12 protein-coding genes and 1 tRNA gene are annotated in these 18,367 nt (G+C 64.1%); 7 read left to right on the top strand and 6 right to left on the bottom strand.

Going from position 1 to position 18,367, the window contains the following annotated elements; genetic code table 11:
• The first annotated feature begins 55 nt into the window (after positions 1–55).
• The 3 genes from C2134_RS08045 to C2134_RS08035 all read left to right on the top strand — a co-directional run bounded on the left by C2134_RS08045 (position 56) and on the right by C2134_RS08035 (position 2,176).
• A tRNA-His gene (locus C2134_RS08045) sits at positions 56–131 on the top strand.
• 167 nt (positions 132–298) lie between these two features.
• The gene (locus C2134_RS08040; RefSeq protein ID WP_043622219.1) at positions 299–973 is read left to right on the top strand and encodes a GntR family transcriptional regulator; all 675 of its coding nucleotides are present in this window, start codon (positions 299–301) and stop codon (positions 971–973) included.
• A gap of 363 nt (positions 974–1,336) precedes the next feature.
• Positions 1,337–2,176, top strand: coding sequence for a pirin family protein (locus C2134_RS08035; RefSeq protein ID WP_103319051.1), 840 nt, complete (start codon positions 1,337–1,339; stop codon positions 2,174–2,176).
• A gap of 65 nt (positions 2,177–2,241) precedes the next feature.
• Here the strand turns inward: C2134_RS08035 and C2134_RS08030 are convergent, their stop codons facing one another.
• The gene (locus C2134_RS08030) at positions 2,242–7,140 is read right to left on the bottom strand and encodes a hemagglutinin repeat-containing protein (protein WP_158248723.1); all 4,899 of its coding nucleotides are present in this window, start codon (positions 7,138–7,140) and stop codon (positions 2,242–2,244) included.
• A 166-nt stretch (positions 7,141–7,306) separates the two neighbouring features.
• Positions 7,307–8,896, bottom strand: coding sequence for a ShlB/FhaC/HecB family hemolysin secretion/activation protein (locus tag C2134_RS08025; RefSeq protein WP_158248722.1), 1,590 nt, complete (start codon positions 8,894–8,896; stop codon positions 7,307–7,309).
• 340 nt (positions 8,897–9,236) lie between these two features.
• Between C2134_RS08025 and C2134_RS22115 the strand changes: the two genes are divergently transcribed.
• Entirely contained in the window at positions 9,237–10,556 is a 1,320-nt protein-coding gene (locus C2134_RS22115; RefSeq protein ID WP_103319039.1) for a methyl-accepting chemotaxis protein, read from the top strand.
• A gap of 65 nt (positions 10,557–10,621) precedes the next feature.
• On the opposite strand, the gene alr is transcribed toward C2134_RS22115, so the two are convergent.
• Together alr and C2134_RS08010 are read right to left on the bottom strand one after the other, a co-directional pair.
• Positions 10,622–11,692: an alanine racemase gene (gene alr, locus C2134_RS08015; protein WP_103319038.1), complete on the bottom strand. Its 1,071-nt coding sequence runs from the start codon at positions 11,690–11,692 to the stop codon at positions 10,622–10,624.
• 4 nt (positions 11,693–11,696) lie between these two features.
• Positions 11,697–13,064 (bottom strand): D-amino acid dehydrogenase, encoded by a 1,368-nt coding sequence (locus tag C2134_RS08010; RefSeq protein WP_368671525.1) that lies wholly within the window; start codon positions 13,062–13,064, stop codon positions 11,697–11,699.
• A gap of 79 nt (positions 13,065–13,143) precedes the next feature.
• Between C2134_RS08010 and C2134_RS08005 the strand changes: the two genes are divergently transcribed.
• The 3 genes from C2134_RS08005 (at position 13,144) to C2134_RS07995 (ending at position 15,569) form a co-directional block, all read left to right on the top strand.
• Positions 13,144–13,635, top strand: a complete 492-nt coding sequence (locus tag C2134_RS08005; RefSeq protein ID WP_043622207.1) for an Lrp/AsnC ligand binding domain-containing protein — start codon at positions 13,144–13,146, stop codon at positions 13,633–13,635.
• A gap of 276 nt (positions 13,636–13,911) precedes the next feature.
• Positions 13,912–15,039 (top strand): methyl-accepting chemotaxis protein, encoded by a 1,128-nt coding sequence (locus C2134_RS22110; protein ID WP_103319035.1) that lies wholly within the window; start codon positions 13,912–13,914, stop codon positions 15,037–15,039.
• A gap of 62 nt (positions 15,040–15,101) precedes the next feature.
• Positions 15,102–15,569, top strand: coding sequence for a YbaK/EbsC family protein (locus C2134_RS07995; RefSeq protein ID WP_103319033.1), 468 nt, complete (start codon positions 15,102–15,104; stop codon positions 15,567–15,569).
• A gap of 81 nt (positions 15,570–15,650) precedes the next feature.
• Here the strand turns inward: C2134_RS07995 and C2134_RS07990 are convergent, their stop codons facing one another.
• Together C2134_RS07990 and C2134_RS07985 are read right to left on the bottom strand one after the other, a co-directional pair.
• Entirely contained in the window at positions 15,651–16,694 is a 1,044-nt protein-coding gene (locus C2134_RS07990) for an ABC transporter ATP-binding protein (protein ID WP_103319031.1), read from the bottom strand.
• 1 nt (position 16,695) lies between these two features.
• Complete coding sequence (locus tag C2134_RS07985) at positions 16,696–18,297, bottom strand: ABC transporter permease (RefSeq protein WP_103319029.1); 1,602 nt, start codon at positions 18,295–18,297, stop codon at positions 16,696–16,698.
• Positions 18,298–18,367 lie beyond the last annotated feature (70 nt).

Genomic DNA, 18,367 nt, shown 5'->3' with positions numbered 1-18,367 from the left:
GTGGGTTCGAGTCCCATCATCCACCCCAAAGATTTCGGCCATCGCGTCACCAGCGGTGGATGTAGCTCAGTTGGTAGAGTCCCGGATTGTGATTCCGGTTGTCGTGGGTTCGAGTCCCATCATCCACCCCAGAAATTCAAAGCCCGACGGATCCGTCGGGCTTTTTTCATGCCCTCCTCCGCGAATTACAGATTCGCGACAAAAATATTCAAGTTAGATGCTTGCCGGAACAGGGAAGCTCCGTATAATCGAATACATTTGCATGTATCCGATTGACTGACAGATAACGACACCCACCATGACCACCCTGCAGCCGATCAAGCGCCAGACGCTTACCAGTGCCGTCACCGAATCCCTGCGCCGCCGCATTCTGTCGGGCGAATTCGCTGACGGCCAACAATTGCGCCAAGAGGCGCTGTCCCACGAATACGGCGTCAGCCGTGTGCCGGTGCGCGAGGCGCTGCGCCAGCTCGAGGCGGAGGGACTGATCCAGATCATCGACCACAAGGGCGCCCTGGTGTCCAAGCTGTCGCTGGAAGACATTCTGGAGCTGCTGGAAGTGCGGGCCATGCTGGAATGCTCGCTGCTGAAAGCCGCCATCTCCTGTCAAAGCGCGGCGGACCTGGACGCCGCCCAGCAGACGCTGCGCGAATTCGAAGTGGCGCTGAACAACAACGATGTGCGCCACTGGGGCGAGATCAACTCCCGCTTCCATCTGGCCCTGTACCGCGCCGCGCGCCGCCCCAATACCCTGGCGCTGATCGAGCAGCTGCACAACAAGACCGACCGCTATACCCGCATGCAGATCCTGTTCACCCGCACCATGGAGCGGGCCCACGAGGAACACACCCGCCTGCTGGAACTGTGCCGCCAAGGCAAGGCGGACGAGGCTGCCGAGTTCCTGCGCTTCCACATCCTGTCCGCCGGCCACGCGCTGGAAAGCTATCTGAAGGGCCAGCAGGCCAATCACTGACCGCCGCCGCATGGCGCAAAGGCTCATCCTGCGCCAGCCATAGCGCGGCCTTGCGCGCCTCGCCGGCTTGCCGGCGGCCGTCGGTCACGCGGCTCGATGCCGCGCGCAGCGGCAAACCCACGCCCATCGCTTGCGCAGCCGCGGCATCGCCACCAACCGATACCGGCTGCGATGCCGCCCCTCCGCAGCCCAGGCAACACCGCCCTCCTCCACAACGGCTTGCCGTGCAGCCATTGCTGCCAGATGCGTTCTTGGCAGCCTAAAGCATCTAATTTTCCGATCATTAACCACTAAATTTTGCGCTTTTTAATCTATTTTTCCACCAGGAAAATGGCAGCATCAAACTCGGAACAGGAGATGGCCATGCCCGCCCTTAGCAGAAAAGTCGAACAACTGGTCAACGGCCGCGAAGTCTCAGACGGCGCCGGCGTGCGCTTGCAGCGGGTGCTGAGCCAATCGTTGCAACGGCGGCTCGACCCGTTCCTGATGCTGGATGAGTTCCGCTCCGACAACCCGGACGATTACATCGCCGGTTTCCCCAGCCACCCGCACCGCGGCTTTGAAACCGTGACCTATATGCTGGATGGCCGCATGCGCCACCGCGACAACGCCGGCAACGAAGGCCTGCTCGGCCCGGGCGGCATGCAATGGATGACGGCTGGACGCGGCATCGTTCACTCGGAAATCCCGGAGCAGCAGGATGGGCTGATGCATGGCTTCCAGCTGTGGATCAACTTGCCGGCCGCCGACAAGATGGCCGCGCCAAGCTACCGCGACATCCCGGCAGCGGATATCCCGCAATGGCAAGACGCGGACGGCAACACCTTGAAGCTGCTGGCGGGCCGCTTCGACGGCCGCCAAGGCGCGATCGAGCGCCCGGTGACCGACCCGCTATACCTGGACATCGCGCTGCGTCCAGGCAATCGCCTATGGCTGCCGCTGCCATCCGGCCACCACGCCTTCCTGTATCTTTACCAGGGGGCGGTGCAGGCGGCGGACAGCGTGATGGGAGAGCGCCAGCTCGCCGTGCTGGACAATGACGGAGACGGCGTCGAGCTTCTCAACGGCAGCGCGGAAAGCCGCTTGCTGGTATTGGCCGCCAGACCGCTGAACGAGCCCATCGCGCAATGGGGACCGTTCGTGATGAATACGCGCCAGGAAATCGAGCAGGCGATGGAGGATTACAGCGAAGGCCGGTTCTGATCCGCGCCACGAAAAACGGCAGCCACTGGCTGCCGTTTTTGATTGCGCAAGGCGGAACGCCCTGCTCAAGTGCCCGACTTCACCGCCCCGGTCACCGCCTGCTTCTGATTGTCGATATCGACATGCATCAGCGGCGCCTTGCCGGAAGTCACGTCCTTGACTGCTTGCTGGATGATGGCCGCCGGCGTGCCGTCCAGCTTGACGCCGCCGGTGCCGGTGTAGCTGCTGGTCTGGATATTGGCAGTCTCCACCTTGGCATCGCCCAGGCTCACCTTGCCGGCGCTGGAATCGATCCGGCCGCCGGTCAGTTGCACTTTGCCGCCCACCGCCAGGTTGACGCCCTGGTCGCCGCTGATCGCGCTGACCGTACCCACGCCATTGTCGGACTTGACGCTGACGTCGATCACGGCGGACACCTGGGTGCCTTTATCCTGCGGGTTCAGCAGCTTGTCCTTCAAGGTATTGCCGCCTTTGCGCAAGGCGCTGTCCACCACGCCGGATTTGGCCTCGCCGCTGGTCGGCTGCGCCGGCAGCGTCACGCTGCCGCCGTTCGCATCCTTGTTGAACGCCACCGGCTGGGTGGTGTCTTCCTTCAGGCCGTTCTTGAAGGCGAAGCTGTTGTACTTGTCTTCCACCTTGTCGGCCGCGGTATTCACCGCGTCGGTCGCCTTTTCCTTCACCTTGTCGGACAGCGGGCCGGTCAGATTGGCCGCCTGATCCACCAGGCTGGGGTTCTTGGCGTTGGAACTATTGACGTTCAGGCCCACCTCGACATGATTGCTGTTGTTGCGGTCCTGCTGGCTCTGCACCACCACATTGCCGCCGATGCTGCCATCCACCTTGCCGGCGTTGATGTTGCCGCCGGCCAGCGTCAATTGGCCATCGGCCTTCAGATTGACTTGATCGCCCTTGATGGCGGCGTTGGCGTTGGTCAGCTTGTCCTGCTGATCGACTTTGACATCAAAGCCGCCGTTCGCCTGATAGGTCTTGCTCGCGCCGTCGGCCTTGGGCTGGCCGTTTTCCTTGGCCACGCTGTTGCCTGCCCCGCCGCCCAGATTGGCATTGGCGCTCCAGTCATTCTTCTGGCTGCCGTTCTGCGCCGATTGCAGGCTGATGCCGCCATTGTCGGCGCTCACGTTGACCGTTTTGCCGGTCAACTGGCTGCCTTGCAGCGCAACCGCGTTGTTGCCGGTGGCGCCGCTGCTGACGCTCAAGGCGCCGCCGCTTGTCACCTGGGTGCCGGACTGCGCGGTGTTGGCTTCATTCTGGCTGGACAGCTGCATGCCGCCGCCCACATTGAAGCCCTTGGCCGACGCATCCTTGCCATTGCTGTTGTTGCCGCCGGCGTTGACGCTGAAGCCCCAGCCGCTGCCGGTTTTGCTGTCGCTGCCATTGGCCGCCTGCAGGCTCACCTTGCCGTCGGACTGCAGCTTGATGTCGCCGCCGCTGGCGAGGCTGCCGCCCTGCACGGTCAAGCCATTGCCGGATGTCAGCGCGATGCCGCCGGCCGACTGCACCGAGCCGGTCACCGCCTGGCTGCTGGCTGCCTGGCTCTGCTGGTTGTTGACCGCCAGATTGCCGCTGCCGCCGAGTTTGTTGCCGCCATCGATCGGACTGGTGCTGATGGTCAAACCCGCCGCGCCGCCCACCGCATGCTGTTGGCTGCTGCTGGTATTGTCGGCCTGGGTCAGGGCGAGCTTGCCGCCGGCCTGGATGCTGGCCTGGCCGCTGCCGCCGTTGATGGCCGCGCCCTGGTAGCTCGCATCATTGTTCACCTTGATGCTCACGCCGCCGGTGGACTGGATGGAGCCGGTCACCGCGTTGCTGGACGCGCTCTGGCTGCTGCTGTAGCTGCCCTGGCCGCTGCCCTTGACGTTGATGTCCTCGCCTGTCGTGGTGTAAACACGCACCGTGGCGCCGCCTTCGCTGCTCTGGCTGCTCTGGCTCTGGGTATTGGCCGCCGCCGTCATCTGGTGGCTGTCCGCGCTGATGCTGACTGGGCCTTGCGTCGCCTGGTACTGGGTTGCCTGATCATTCAACGCGCCGCCGGCAGTCACATTGACCGACGCCCCGGCAATGCTGGTGGCCTGCGCGGTGCTGCTCTGGCTTTGCGATTTGCCGCTGCCGCCCGTAGCGCTGACGTCCACGCCCAGATTGGCCGCGCCGAGATTGGCCGCCTGGCCGGCCGCGCCGGCCACATCGCCCTTGGCCACGCTGCCGCCTGCATTGGCTATGGGACGGGTGATGCCGCTGTAATCGACATTGACGCCGACATCCACGCCCCAATGGCTGCTGGTCTGCTGGGTTGATTGTTGGTTGACGGCCGCTTGGTTGCTGACGTCGCCCGCGGTGATGTTCACCGCGCCGCCGGACTTGATCTGGCTGCCCTGGTTCTGCACGCCGCCCATGCCGTTGCCGGCGGTGATGTCCAGCTTGCCGCCGGTCTTCACTTCGGTCGCCTGGGCGGTGCTGCCGTCGCTGACGGTGCGATTGCTGTTCTGGCCGAACTCGATGCCGGCGCCGGCCTTGTCCAGCCCGCCGGTCAGGTACAGGCCGCCACCGGTCACGGTGGTGGCCTTGTCGCTGTGACTCGTGTTCTGCGCCGCGTTCAGGCTGACGTTCTGGCCGGCGAGGCTGGCGTCGCCCGCGCTCTCCAGCTTGGACCCCGTCACCGTCAGATCATTGCCGGCCGCCAGCTTGACGCTGCCCCCGGACAGCTGCGAGCCGCTTTGGCTGGTCTGGTCCAGTTGCTGGTCCGTGCTGGTATGTTCCAGCCGCACGCCGCCGCTGTATTGCTTGTCGCCGGTTTCGGCGCCGACGCCGCGCAGCGCCAATTGGGTGTCGCTGGATTGGCTATGGGTTTCGGATGCCTGGCTCGCCACCTTGATGTCGCCCACCGCCTGGATGTCCAGCGCCTGCGCGGCCTTGAGCAGGCTGCCCGTCACCGCCACGTCGCCGGCGGAGATCAGCTGCAGATCGGCATCGGACTTCAACGCCGAACCGACCGCCGTTTGCTGACTGCTGCTGCCCTTGCTGGAGCTGCTGGTGATATTGAACGCGGTGCCGGTGCGCTGGTCGGTATCGGTCTGCGTCAGATCCAGCGCGCTGTCGATCACCACGCCGCCGGACTGGGTCTTGGCGTATGCGCCCTGCGCGCCCTTGGCCTGGCTGCCGTTGATGGCGATGCCGGCGTCGCCGTTGATGAACAGCTTGCCGCCGGCGTTCACCGCACTGCCGGTATTGAGGGTGGCGCTATTGCTGTTGTTCTGGTTGCCGCCTCCGCCGATGCCGCCCCAGTAGGTCTTGCCGTTCTGCACGCTGCTGCTGTTGGCGCTGGTTTGCGTCGCCAGCGTGGCTTTGCCCTGGGCGGACAGGATGGCGTCGCCGCCGGATTGCAGAATGGCGGCCTGGCCGTTGATGTCGCCGCTGGCGCTCACGCCCAGCGCGTTGCCGGCGCGCAATTGCGCCTGCACCAAGCGCTGCTGCGAGCTGCTGTTGTTCCAGCTGCCGGTTTCCAGCGCCGCGCCGTCGTTCTTGCGATTGCCGACGTCGCTGCTGGTATCGGTTTCGGTCAACGCAGACAATTGAACGCCGCCCACGGCGTTCAGTTTGAGATTGTTGCCGGCCTGTACGCTGGCGCCGGCGATGGCGATGTCGCCGCCGGTGCTGGAGATGTCCGCGTCGTGGCCGGCCTTGATGCGCGCCACCGATTGCTCCTGGGTGGCGCTGCTCTTGTCCTGGTTGAATGCCCAGGAATTCTTCCAGGCGTGGTCGCTGCTGCTGGCGCTGCTTTGCGCCAGCTGGCCGTCCAGATTGACGCTGGCGGCGGACAGCTTGACGTCCTGGCCCTGGATGTCGGCCGCGCCGACATGGGCGTTGCCGCTGGCGCTGATCGACACATTGTCGCCCTGCAGAGACGCGCGCTTGACGCTGGCATCGGTCTTGCTGGACGCGCTGTTGCTCTCGCCGGTCTTCCAGATGAACCAGCTTTCGTCATGCTTGCTGTCGTTGCTGGTTTCGCTGTCGACGCGGCCGGAGATGTCCACGCTGGCGCCGTTCAACGCCAGCTGCTTGCCCTTAAGCTGGGCCGCCTGCACCGCCAGCGCACCGGCGGAATTGACCGTCAGTTCGTCGCCGCCGGACAGATTGCCGCCAACGTTCACGCCGGCGCCGGCCGCGGTGCTGACGATATTGATCCGGCCCGCCTGCATGGCGCCCAGGAAGTAACTGTCCAGCTTGCCCACGCCGTCCGGAGCGGCGGCGGTGGCAGTGATCTGGCCGCTGGCGTAATCGACGGTATTGAAGCCGGCGCGGACGCGGATGGCGTCGTTTGCGGAAACATTGCCGCGGATATCGAGACGCGGCGCAATCAGGTCCAGCACGTTGACGCCGGACGCGCCACCGCCATTGATGCTGAGCGCGTTGCCGTTATTGGCCGCCTGCAGTGAAGAGATGGCGCCGTTTTGCAGATTGGCGGCGCCCACCACCAGGGAGGCGCGGGGGATGTTGATGAAGCCGCAGCCGTTGCAGGCGATGCCGTTGGGGTTGGCCAGCACATAGTCGGCCGCCTTGCCGAAGACTTCCTGCTTGCCCAACAGCAAGGACGGGTTGCGGCTGACTACCTCGTTCAGGATCACGCTGGCCTGGTTGCCGCCAAGCTGGGCATTGGCGCCCAGTTGGCCCGCCAACTGCGACTGGCCGGCCTGCAAGGCGTTGTTGAACACCGCGCCCGGCTTGCCGACATTGAAGTCCTGGTACTGGTTGACCGACACCCCGCCGGCCGTCGGCGCGGTGATGTTGATCACCTGCGCGCCATTGCCGGCAGTGGAAACCTGCGGCTGCTGGCCATTGCCGCCGGCGGCCACGATGCCGCCAGCCTGAACCGCATCGGCCAGCACGAAGGCCAGCGTCAGCGCCGCGGCGATTTTGCCGCTCACGGACAAATCGAATCTGCTTTTTTTCATCATCATCCCCTCGAATCCAGGTTCGTCGGCCCTCTTGACGTGGCCTGCGACCAAATAAAACAAGTGTTTAGTTTGGAATCTAAGGGGTTTTTTAAATCAAATCAATCGAAACACAATTTTACAATATTATTTCAATTATTTTCCGCGCATTTACAACACTTTGCCCTCACCACTGCCACGCCAGCCGCGCAAACAGGATGTGCCCTTCCGGCAACCAGCCCTGCGGCTGGCGCAGCGGGCGGCTGTAATCCAGATCCAGCGTCAGACCGCCCCGCGTCAGCGCCATCCCGATATCCGCGCCGGCGATGTCCTGCCAGGTCTCGTTGCCGCCGCGCTGCAATACCCGGCCGCCATCCAAACCCAGCCGCGGCGTGACGGCGAAGGCGCCAAGCTGCCAACGCCGCGACAAGGTATTGCGCCAGTACCAGCCGGTTTCGGCAGGCAAGGCATTATTGCGGAAACCGCGCACCGCGCTGCTGTCGGCGATATCCAGCTGCTCGACGCCGGGCAGCCGGTCGCGACTGGCTTGGCCGGAAAGGCTGGATTGCAGTTGGAACGGCCCGCCCGGCCAGGCGAAGGTCTGCAGCCAATTGGCGCTGAGGCGCAGCTTGAGAAACTGCGGATTAGGCGTGCCGGGGAAGCGCGTGTCCTGCCCATCCGCGCCCATCCAGCGCGTGCCGCGCTGCAAGCCGCCCTCCAGTTGCAACACGCCGCCCGACAGCACCGTCATCCTCGACAGCCCGGCCTCCAGCACGGTCAGGCTGGGGCTGCTGACTGGAATCTCGGCATCCTGCAGATAGTTGCGCACGCGCTTTTGCGTCAATTGCAGGTCCGCGGTCAGGATATGCCCCTGGTCGCGCGTCAGCACGCGGTCCAGCCGCAAGCCGCTCTGCACGGTGGAGCCGGACAGTTGCACCGCGCTATACGCCAGCTGCAAGGGGTTCAAATAATCGGAGCGGCTGGCGAAAGCGCTGGCCGTCCAGTAGCCATAAGGCAGCGAATAGAATAGCGACTCGCTGCGGCTGTGCCGCAGCGCGGGATTTTCCGTGGTGGTCTGCGCCGACAGGCTGAGGAAGTCGGACCAACCGGTGACATTGTCCCAGCCCAGGTTGGCGCCGGCCTGGATGCGCCCGGTGGACGCCCGCCCGGTATTGTCCAGCGTCAGCCCGCCCGCCAGGCGCGAGTCCGGCTGATTGTGCAACTGCAAGATGGAATCGCCTATGCCGTCGCCGGGCAGCACATCCACCGTCGCGTGATTGGAGCGCAGCCGGTTGGCCTGATCCAAGCCCTGGTCCAGATCATGCACATTCAGCGGCTTGCCCTGCATGCCGGGGAACAGATTGCCGGGCCGCAAGGCGGCATCGTCGCTGCGGATCGCCGCCACCCGCCCCTCCACCGCGCGCAGCGTCAGCACGCCATTCGCGTTCGGCCCCTCGGCCAACACCCGCGCGGCGATATAGCCTTTGTCGAGGTAAAGCGCGGTCAACGCGCGGCTGAAGCGGTTCAACTCGCCGACGTCCAGGCAATCGCCCTGGGGCAGTCCCAGCGCGGCAACTTCCTCATGCGTCAACAAGGTGATGCCCGCCAGGCGCACACCCGTCACCGGCAGGCAAGCCTCGCCGGCCGCCACCGGTTGCCTGGAGGTTTCCGCCGCGCTGCCGCCGCCTTGCAACTGGCGCAGCTTTTGCTGCCGGATCAAATCGTCGAATTGTCGGCTGGAGTCCTGCAGCAAACGCCGGGCATCGTCATCCCCCATCCGCAAATCCGAGGGCAAGGGGTGGGTTTCCGCTCGCAGCGGGCCGGCGCAACATAGCAAGCCGAAAAATAACCAAGAGTGTTTCATCACGCGGAGTCGATTCCGATTCCGCACCAGAGCGGCCGGCGCGGACATTGCGAAAGGTCCAAGGCCATCTATCAGCACCTCTGACAGATGACAGCAGGTATTTTTGTAAAACCGGCATCATATATCGAAATAGCACCTGCCACGCCATACGCCGCAGCAAGTGATTGTGATGGTCGCAAGTAGTTATACCTAATTCCACATTCATGACGTAAGACTATGCTGAAACTCTGAATAGCGCATCAGGAGGAATGCCATGTGGTTTGCCGGAAACAAGATGATCAACCAGTTGGATGCGGCCGCCGAAGCCGTACTGCGCGGAGAATCGGCCAGATGGCAGATTCACGGCGATGAGCGCTGGCGCGCTCTGGGAGAAAAACTGTCGCGCGTATGGGAGCAACGCGACCGGCAAATCAACGAAGCCGACGCGGAACGCCAGGCCGCCGACCGCCAGCTGACGCAACTGCAGGACGCGTTGCGCCGGGCCGAGGAACAACTGACGCTGCTCAGCGTCCGTTTCGACTTGGTCAACCGCGCGGCCAGCGAGGGGCTGTGGGACATGTCGGTAGTGGCCGGCGACCCGCTCAATCCCAACAATGTGTTCTGGTGGTCGCAAACGTTCCGCGCGCTGCTGGGCTTCAACGACCAGCGCGATTTTCCCGACGTGCTGGGCAGCTGGGCCGGCCGCCTCCACCCCGATGACCGGGAACGCGTGCTGGACGCCTTCGGCGCCCACCTGAGCGACCGCAGCGGCATGACGCCGTACGACATCGAATACCGGCTGCAATGCAAGAACGGCGAATACCGCTGGTTCCGCGCCCGCGGCGCCACGCTGCGCGACGACAAGGGCGTGCCCTTGCGTGTGGCCGGGTCATTGGCCGACATCACGGAATGGCGCGCGCAGCAGTTGCAATTGGAGCGGACCATGACCCGCTTCGAACTGGGCAGCGCCATGCTGGCCGAGGGGCTATGGGACATGGAAGTGGACCCCGCCAATCCGGTCAGCGGCAACAACGCCTTCTGGTGGTCGCCGCAGTTTCGCCAGTTGCTCGGCTTCAGCACCGAGCAGGATTTTCCGAACGTGCTGGAGAGCTGGTCCAATCGCCTGCATCCCGAAGACAAGCAAGGCGTGCTGAACGCCTTCGCCGCCCATTTGAGCGACCGCAGCGGCCAGACGCCGTATGATCTGGAATACCGCCTGCAATGCAAGAACGGCGAATACCACTGGTTCCGCGCGCGCGGCCAGACCCGGCGCGCACCGGACGGCACGCCGCTGCGCGTGGTCGGCGCGCTGATCGACATCGACGCGGAAAAGCGCTCCGCCGCGCTGGACAGCGAAAGCCAGCAACGGCAGCAACTGGAAAAGAGCCTGTCTGAGATCGGTGCCATCGTCAGCACCATTCAGTCCATCGCCGATCAGACCAATCTCTTGGCGCTGAACGCCGCGATCGAAGCGGCCCGCGCCGGCGAAACCGGCCGCGGCTTCGCCGTGGTGGCGGACGAAGTGCGCAAGCTGGCCGAGCGCACGCGCGATGCGACTCAGCGGGTAGAAAAACTGGTCATACAGAAAAACTGAACGTTAGGTTGCAAAACAACAGCCCGGCTAATGCCGGGCTGTTGTTTTTGGTGGCCGCGCGTATTTCAGCGGTAATCGAAATGCGCCCGCTTGACGTTGCACAGGGGCTCATAGCCTATGGTGCCGGCGTGGGCGGCCACCTCGTTGACCGAGACCACATCGCCCCACAACTCTACCTCGCTGCCGATGCCGGTTTCAGGCAGATCGGTCAGATCCACCGTCAGCATGTCCATCGACACCCGGCCGATCAAGCGAGAACGTTGGCCGTCTATCAGCACCGGGCTGCCGCTGGAGGCGCGGCGCGGGTAGCCGTCGGCGTAGCCGCAGGCTACCAGGCCGACGCGGGTAGGCCGGTCGGTGACGAAGTTGTCGCCGTAACCTATCGGCTCGCCGGCGGCCAACTCGCGCACGCCGAAGACCCGGCTGCAGAAACGCATCACCGGACGCAAGTCGGCAGCATCTTCGAAGCCGGCCGGCAGCGGCGTCACGCCGTAAAGCGCGATGCCGACGCGGCCCCAGTTGCGTTGCGCGCGCGGGTGGCACAGGATGCCGGCCGAGTTGGCCACCGACTCGTCACCCGGCGGCAACCCGCGAACAACGGCGTCGAAACGCTCCAGCTGCGCCGCGGTCATCGGCAGCTCCGGCTCGTCGGCGCGGGCAAAGTGCGTCATCTTGGTGATCGTGCCCGCCTTGCCGCTGGCCTCCAGCCGGCGCCAGGCCGCGTGATAGGCTTCCGGCAGAAAGCCTTCTCTATGCATGCCGGAGTCCAGCATCAGCCAGACGTTGAACGGCTTCTGCGGCGCGGATTGTTCGATCATCCGCAGCTGCTCCTCGCTGGTCACCGCCAGCCACAGCTGGTGCTCGTCCACCGCCTTCAGCTCCTCGGCTTCGAACACGCCTTCCAACAACAGGATGGGGTGGGCGATGCCGGCCGCGCGCAGCTCCAGAGCCTCTTCCAGACAGGCGACGGCAAAGCCGTCGGCGATGTCGGCCAGCGCCTGGGCGCAGCGCACCGCGCCGTGGCCATAGGCATTGGCTTTCAAGACGGCCAGCGTCCTGTCGCCATGCGCGGCGCGAGCCACTTGGTAGTTATGCCGCAGATTGTCCAGCCGTATCGTCGCGATCAGGGGACGCATCGCCTCACGCCCCTTGTACCGACGGGCGCATCACCGGCACCACCAGCGTTTCGCCCTGCTTGGCGTAGCGCTGCATGGACAGGCCATCGATGCTGATTTCCGGCTTGACGCCGGTGATGATGTCGGCCAGCACCTTGCCGGAGCCGGCGCTCATGGTCCAGCCCAGCGTGCCGTGGCCGGTATTCAGGGACAGGTTGGCGTAGCGGGTGCCGCCGACGATGGGCGTGCCGTCCGGCGTCATCGGGCGCAGGCCGGTCCAGAACGTGCCGGCCGGGATGTCGCCGCCGTTCGGGTACAAATCGCCCACTACCATTTCCAGCGTCTGGCGGCGGCGCGGGTTCAATTCCAGATTGTAGCCGGACAGCTCAGCCATGCCGCCGACGCGGATGCGATTGTCGAAGCGGGTGATCGCCACCTTGTAGGTTTCGTCCAGGATGGTGGACACCGGCGCGGCGGCCGGATTCGTGATCGGCACCGTCAAGGAATAGCCCTTGACCGGGTACACCGGGATGTCGATGCCCAGGGTTTGCACCAGATCGCGCGAGTAGCTGCCCATCGCCACCACGTAATGGTCGGCGGTCAGGGTCTCGTCGCCGACACGCACCCCGGTGATGCGCTTGCCATCGTTCAGGATGGCGTCCACCGTCACGCCGAAGCGGAATGCCACGCCCTTGGCGCGAGCCAGTTCGGCCAGGCGGCTGGTGAACAGATTGCAGTCCCCGGTTTCATCATTGGGCAACTGCAGGCCGCCGGTCAGCTTGTGCTTGACCGCCGCCAGCGCCGGCTCGACGCGGGCGCAGCCGTCCGGATCCAGCACATTGAAGTCCACGCCGCACTCGCGCAGCACGGCGATGTCCTTGGCCATGCCGTCGACTTGGGCCTGGCTGCGGAACAACTGCAGCGTGCCGCCCTGGCGGCCTTCATAATCCAGGCCGGTCTCGGCGCGCAGCTCCTTGATCTTGTCGCGGCTGTACTCGGCCAGGCGCATCATGCGGCTCTTATTCACCGCATAGGATTTTTCATTGCAATTGGCCAGCATCTTGGCGATCCACTGCAGCTGGTACAGGCTGCCGTCCGGGCTGATGGCCAGCGGCGCATGGCGCTGGAACATCCACTTGATCGCCTTCAGCGGAATGCCGGGCGCCGCCCAAGGCGCGGAGTAGCCGGGCGAGATCTGGCCGGCGTTGCCGAAACTGGTTTCCAACGCCACGCCATCCTGGCGCTCCAGCACCGTCACCTGACAGCCGGCCTTGGCCAGATACCACGCAGTCGATACGCCCAGAACGCCGCCACCCAGCACGATTACCTTCATGATTCCCTCTCCGTTTGTAGCCATGTCACTACAGCTAGTGAATTCCGCTAGTATATTCATTGATATCTGGTTTTTTTCACTGAAATTGACGAGAATCAATAGATGACTAATAAGAATTTTTCGCGTAAGCAGTGAAAAAATGAAGACTGTCACTTCCTCCGGCAAAGCGCTGGACAAGATGGACCGCAAAATCCTGCGCATCCTGCAGAAAAACGGCCGCATCGCCATGACCGAACTGGCCGAGAAAGTCGGACTCTCCACCACGCCCTGCACCGAACGGGTGCGCCGCATGGAGCGCGACGGCATCATCGACGGCTATTACGCCCGCCTCAATCCGCACGCGCTGGGCGGCTCGCTGCTGGTCTTTGTCGAGATCAAGCTGGAGGCCAAGTCCGGCAACATCTTCGACGCCTTCCGCCGCGAGATCCTGAGCATCCCGGAAATCCTGGAGTGCCACCTGGTATCCGGCGACTTCGACTACCTGATCAAGGCGCGCATCGCCGACATGTCGATGTACCGCAAGCTATTGGGCGACATCCTGCTGCAGCTGCCATCGGCCAAGGAATCCAAAAGCTATGTGGTAATGGAAGAGGTCAAGGAAACCCTCGCCTTGCCTTTGAACGACGCCTGAGCCGCCAGCTTGTTCCACCCGCCTCAGCGCTTGTTAAGACGCCGCTGTTCAGCGCGCATTCCGGGCTGCATCTTCAGCAAAAACACTTATGATTGATTGAGATAGTCCTAACTAAATGCATCGCATTGACAGGCGTCTGGGCTGGCGCGCATGCCGCAAGCAGCGCCCTGCTTTCAGCGTGTCCGACAAGATCCCGCAAGCCGTAGCGCCTACTGGCAGTCCAGGCATCGCCATCTCGTCAGCCACGCCCGATATCATCGTTCGCAGGAGGTGGCCATGGCAGGCTGGTTCAAAAAATCCGCGCAGTCGGAAGATCTGGAACAAACCATCCATCAGTTTCAGTGCGTGCTGGATAACAGCGACAATCTGATCATGTTGTGCGATACCGGTCCGGACAATGTGATTTTCTATATGAACAAGACCGCGCGCGACGTGCTCAACCAACACCATGCCTCGCTGAATCAGCGCTTTCGCGCTGGCGTCGACGTCAATCAGGCGATGAATCACACCATTCATCAATTCCATCGCGATCCCTCGCACAACCGCAGGATTCTGGCGGACCTGGCCGCCCGCAAAATGCCGTTTCACAGCGCGTTGATCCCCGTGGGCGACGTCATTTTCGAAACCAAGGTCTTCCCGATCTGGAGCCGGCAGGATGGCAGCAAGCTGCTCTGCTTCATGGCCAGCTTCAAAGACGTGTCGGCCGAGGAAAGAGCGCGCCAATTGCAGGAAGAAAACGACAAGCGCCGGCAATTCCTGGAGGCGCGCATCAACGAGCTTTCCGAGAACATGCAGGCGATGAGCGCCACCATCCAGAACGTGGCGGTGCAAACCTCCTCCGCGTCCGAATCCGCCGACCTGATGCTGGCGGAAAGCCGCAAGAGCTCCGCCATCGTCGGCGAAACCAGCAACGGCATGAAGAGCGTCGGCACCATGGTGCGCCACACCGCGGACAGCCTGGTTTCGCTGGGCACGCGCTCCGAGACCATCGGCCAGATCATCAACGTGATCAAGGACATTGCCGATCAGACCAACCTCTTGGCCTTGAACGCGGCCATCGAAGCGGCGCGCGCCGGCGAAATGGGCCGCGGCTTCGCCGTAGTGGCCGATGAAGTGCGCAAACTGGCGGAACGCACCGCCAAGGCGACGCAGGAAATCGGCGAAATGATCCGCATGATCCAGACCGAAGTGCAGCAAAACGTGAAGGCGATAGAAGAAGGCCGCAACACGGTAGCCGCCACTGAGAGCGACTTCCTGCGCGCGGAGGAAGCCCTGGAAGCCATCGTCCGCGAAATCAACAATATGCGCGACTTCGTGGTGCAGATCGCCAATGCGGCGGAGGAGCAGGCGGCCACGTCGCAGGACATCGCCGACAAGCTTACGGAGATCACGCAGGGACACTGAACGGTCTTGGCGCGCGCGGCCGGATAAGATAGCTTGTGGATTTTACTTGCGAAGACAAGACCATGAGCCTGGAGTCCGTCCGCCAGTTTTTCGCCAGCCGCCAGCTGGACATCGAAATCATCGAGCTGCCGGTCAGCACCGCCACGGTGGCGGAAGCGGCCGCCGCCCACGGCGTGGAGGCCGGCCGCATCGCCAAGACGCTGGCTTTCCGCCTCAACGATGGCCGCGAGGTGATTCTGGTGGCGCGCGGCGATGCCCGCATCGACAACCGCAAGTTCAAGGACGCTTTCGGCAGGGGCAAAATGCTGCCGCAGCAGGACGTGGAGGCGATTACCGGCCATCCGGTGGGCGGCGTCTGCCCCTTCGGTCTGGCGCGCGAACTGCCGATTTACCTAGACGTATCCATCCAGGCCTTTGACGAAATCCTGCCCGCCGCCGGCGCCGTGCACAGCGCGGTGCGCATCAGTCCCAGCCAGTTGATCGACATCACCGCCGGGCAGTGGGTGGATGTCTGCCAGGCTTTCGACTAAGCGCCGCCAGTCCCCCTGATCTTGCGTTGCGCCGCCATGTTCCATGGCGCTGCGCTGATCTTTTCAGTTTCCCGAAAGGCGTCAAACCGCAAACGCCAACAGCCGCCGCGGCTGCAGGCGGATGCCCACCGTTTCGCCCACCGCCAGCGGCTGATCGTGGCCCAGTTCGGCCACCAGACGCCTGCCGGACAGCAATTCCAGCACATAGTGGCACACGCCGCCGCGATGGATGCGCTCCGCCACCTTGGCCCGCAGCGCGCTGCCCGGCTCCAGCCTCACCTCGTCTGGCCGCAACAGCACTTCCACCTCCGCGCCATCGGCAAAGGGCAAGCCGCCGTCGCTGCGCAGCTCGCCGGTTTCCAGCACCACGCTGCGGCCGCCGCTGGCCTTACCCGGCAAAAAAGCGCCCTGGCCGATGAAGCCGGCCACATAACGGCTGGCTGGGGCATGATACAAAGCCTCCGGCTGATCCCACTGCTGCAGGCGTCCGCCATGCATCACCCCGACTTTGTCGGAGAAGGCGAAGGCCTCGTGCTGATCATGCGTCACCATCAACGCGGCGATGCCCAGCGACTTCAGCATCGACCTCACCTCGCGCGCCAGGCGTTCGCGCAACTCCGCGTCCAGATTGGAAAATGGCTCGTCCAGCAGCAGCAACCTGGGCAAGGGCGCCAAGGCGCGCGCCAGCGCCACCCGCTGTTGCTGCCCGCCGGACAGCTGGTGCGGGTAACGATCCGCCTCCGCCGCCAGGCCCACCAGTTTCAGCACTTCCGCCACCCGTTCGCGGCGGCCGGCGCGGCTCAACGCCGACAAGCCAAAGGCGATGTTGCCTGCCACGGTCAAATGCGGAAACAGCGCATGATCCTGGAACACCATGCCGATGCGGCGACGATGGGCCGCCAGCATCACCCCGCCGCCGAACATCATCTTTCCGGCCAGCCGGATCGCGCCGGCAGTAGGCGTCTCAAAACCGGCGATGCTGCGCAACGCGCTGGTTTTGCCGCAGCCGGAAGCGCCGAGCAAACAGGCGATCTCCCCTGGCTGCAAAGTAAAACTCATGCCATCCAGCACCATCCGTCCTGCGAAGTCCAGGCTCACATTGTCGAATTCGAGCAGGTTTTCCATATCAGGCTCCGGATTTCTGTCTGGACAGCAGCAGCACCGGCAGCAGCCCGGCCAGCACGATGGCGACCGATGGCAATGCGGCGCGCTGCCATTCGCCCTCAGTGGTCAAATTGAAGATGCGCACCGCCAAGGTGTCCCAGCCGAACGGCCGCGTCATCAGCGTGATCGGCATTTCCTTCATCACGTCGACAAACACCATCAGCATCGCGGTGAACAAACCGCCGCGCAGCAGGGGCAGATGCAAGCGCCAGGCCAGACGCATGCCATGCAGGCCCAGGCTTTGCGCGGCCTCCTCCTGGCTGCGCGCGATGCGCTGCATCGCGGTGTCGAGCGCCGAATGGCCTACCGCCAGAAAGCGCGAGGCATAAGCCAGCAGCATCACCAGCAGCGTGCCCTTGAACACGGCGGAGCTGCCCGCCGGCAACCAGTGGCCGAAGTGATCGAGCAACAGGTTGTCCAACGCCGCCACCGGGGCGAAGACACCCACCGCCAGCACCGTGCCGGGCACCGCGTAACCCAGCGTGGCCAGCCTGGCCCATGGCCGGCTACGAGGATCGCGGCGCACCGCGAAAACCAGCAGCAAGGCCAGCGCCGGCACCAGCAACGCCGCCAGCGCGGCCAGCACGAGCGAGCTTTTCAGATAATCCAGCAGGTCGGCCATATCATCCGCCGCATGCTCGGCGGCCCAGAGCAGGATTTGCCCGAACGGCAGGACGAAGGCCAGCAGCAGCACCAGGCTGCAACAGGCGCAAGCCAGCCAGCCGCGCGCGCCGGGCAAGCGCGTCCGCGGCAAGGGCGCCGCCCTGCCCGCCTCGCCATAGGCGCGTTGGCCGCGCGCCCGTTGCTCCAGCCATACCAGAGCCAGCACCAATAACACCAGCAACGATGCCAGCTGCTTGGCAGCAGGCAGCGAGAACAGGCTGAACCAGGCTTTGTAGATGGCCGAGGTGAAGGCGTCGAAATTGAACACGGCAACCGTGCCGAAATCGGCCAGCGTCTCCATCAGCGCCAGGCTCAGTCCGGCCACGATCCACGGCCGGGCCATGGGCAGCGCCACGCGGAAAAAACCGGCCAGCGGAGACAGGCCGAGCGACTGGCCGACTTCCAGCGCGCGCCGCCCCATCGTGGCAAACGCATTGCGCGCCAGCAGATAGACATAGGGGTAGAAAGCCAGCGTCAGCACCGCCACCACGCCCGGCGTCGAGCGGATATTGGGCACCCAGGACGAGCTGCCGAATGCCTCGCGCAGCCAGGTTTGCAGCGGTCCGGTAAAGTCGAACAGGCCCAATTGCGAAAACGCCATCACATAGGCCGGCATGGCCAGCGGCAGCATCAGCGCCCAGGAAAACACCCGGCGACCCGGAAAATCATGCACCGCCGTCAGCCAGGCCAACGGTACGCCCAACAGCAACACGCCCGCGCCCACGCCCAGCAGCAGGATGGCGGTGTTGCGCCACAGCTCTGGCAACGCATGCGCCGACAGATGGCGCCAAACCTCCATATCCGGCGTGAGCAGCCCCAGGACGATCACGCCCAGCGGCAGCAAGGTGAGCAGGCTGATGGCCGCGGACAACGTCCGCCAGCGCAAAACAGAAGCAAACATGAGATTGATCCAGCAACAACGGCCCGCCGTTGAAAAAACGGCGGGCCGAAGAAACCAACAATGGGCGGCG

The organism is Chromobacterium sinusclupearum, assembly GCF_002902845.1.
Classification (GTDB): domain Bacteria; phylum Pseudomonadota; class Gammaproteobacteria; order Burkholderiales; family Chromobacteriaceae; genus Chromobacterium; species Chromobacterium sinusclupearum.
The sequence above is the reverse complement of the archived record's forward strand: the minus strand, read 5'-3'. Positions and strand labels throughout refer to the sequence as shown.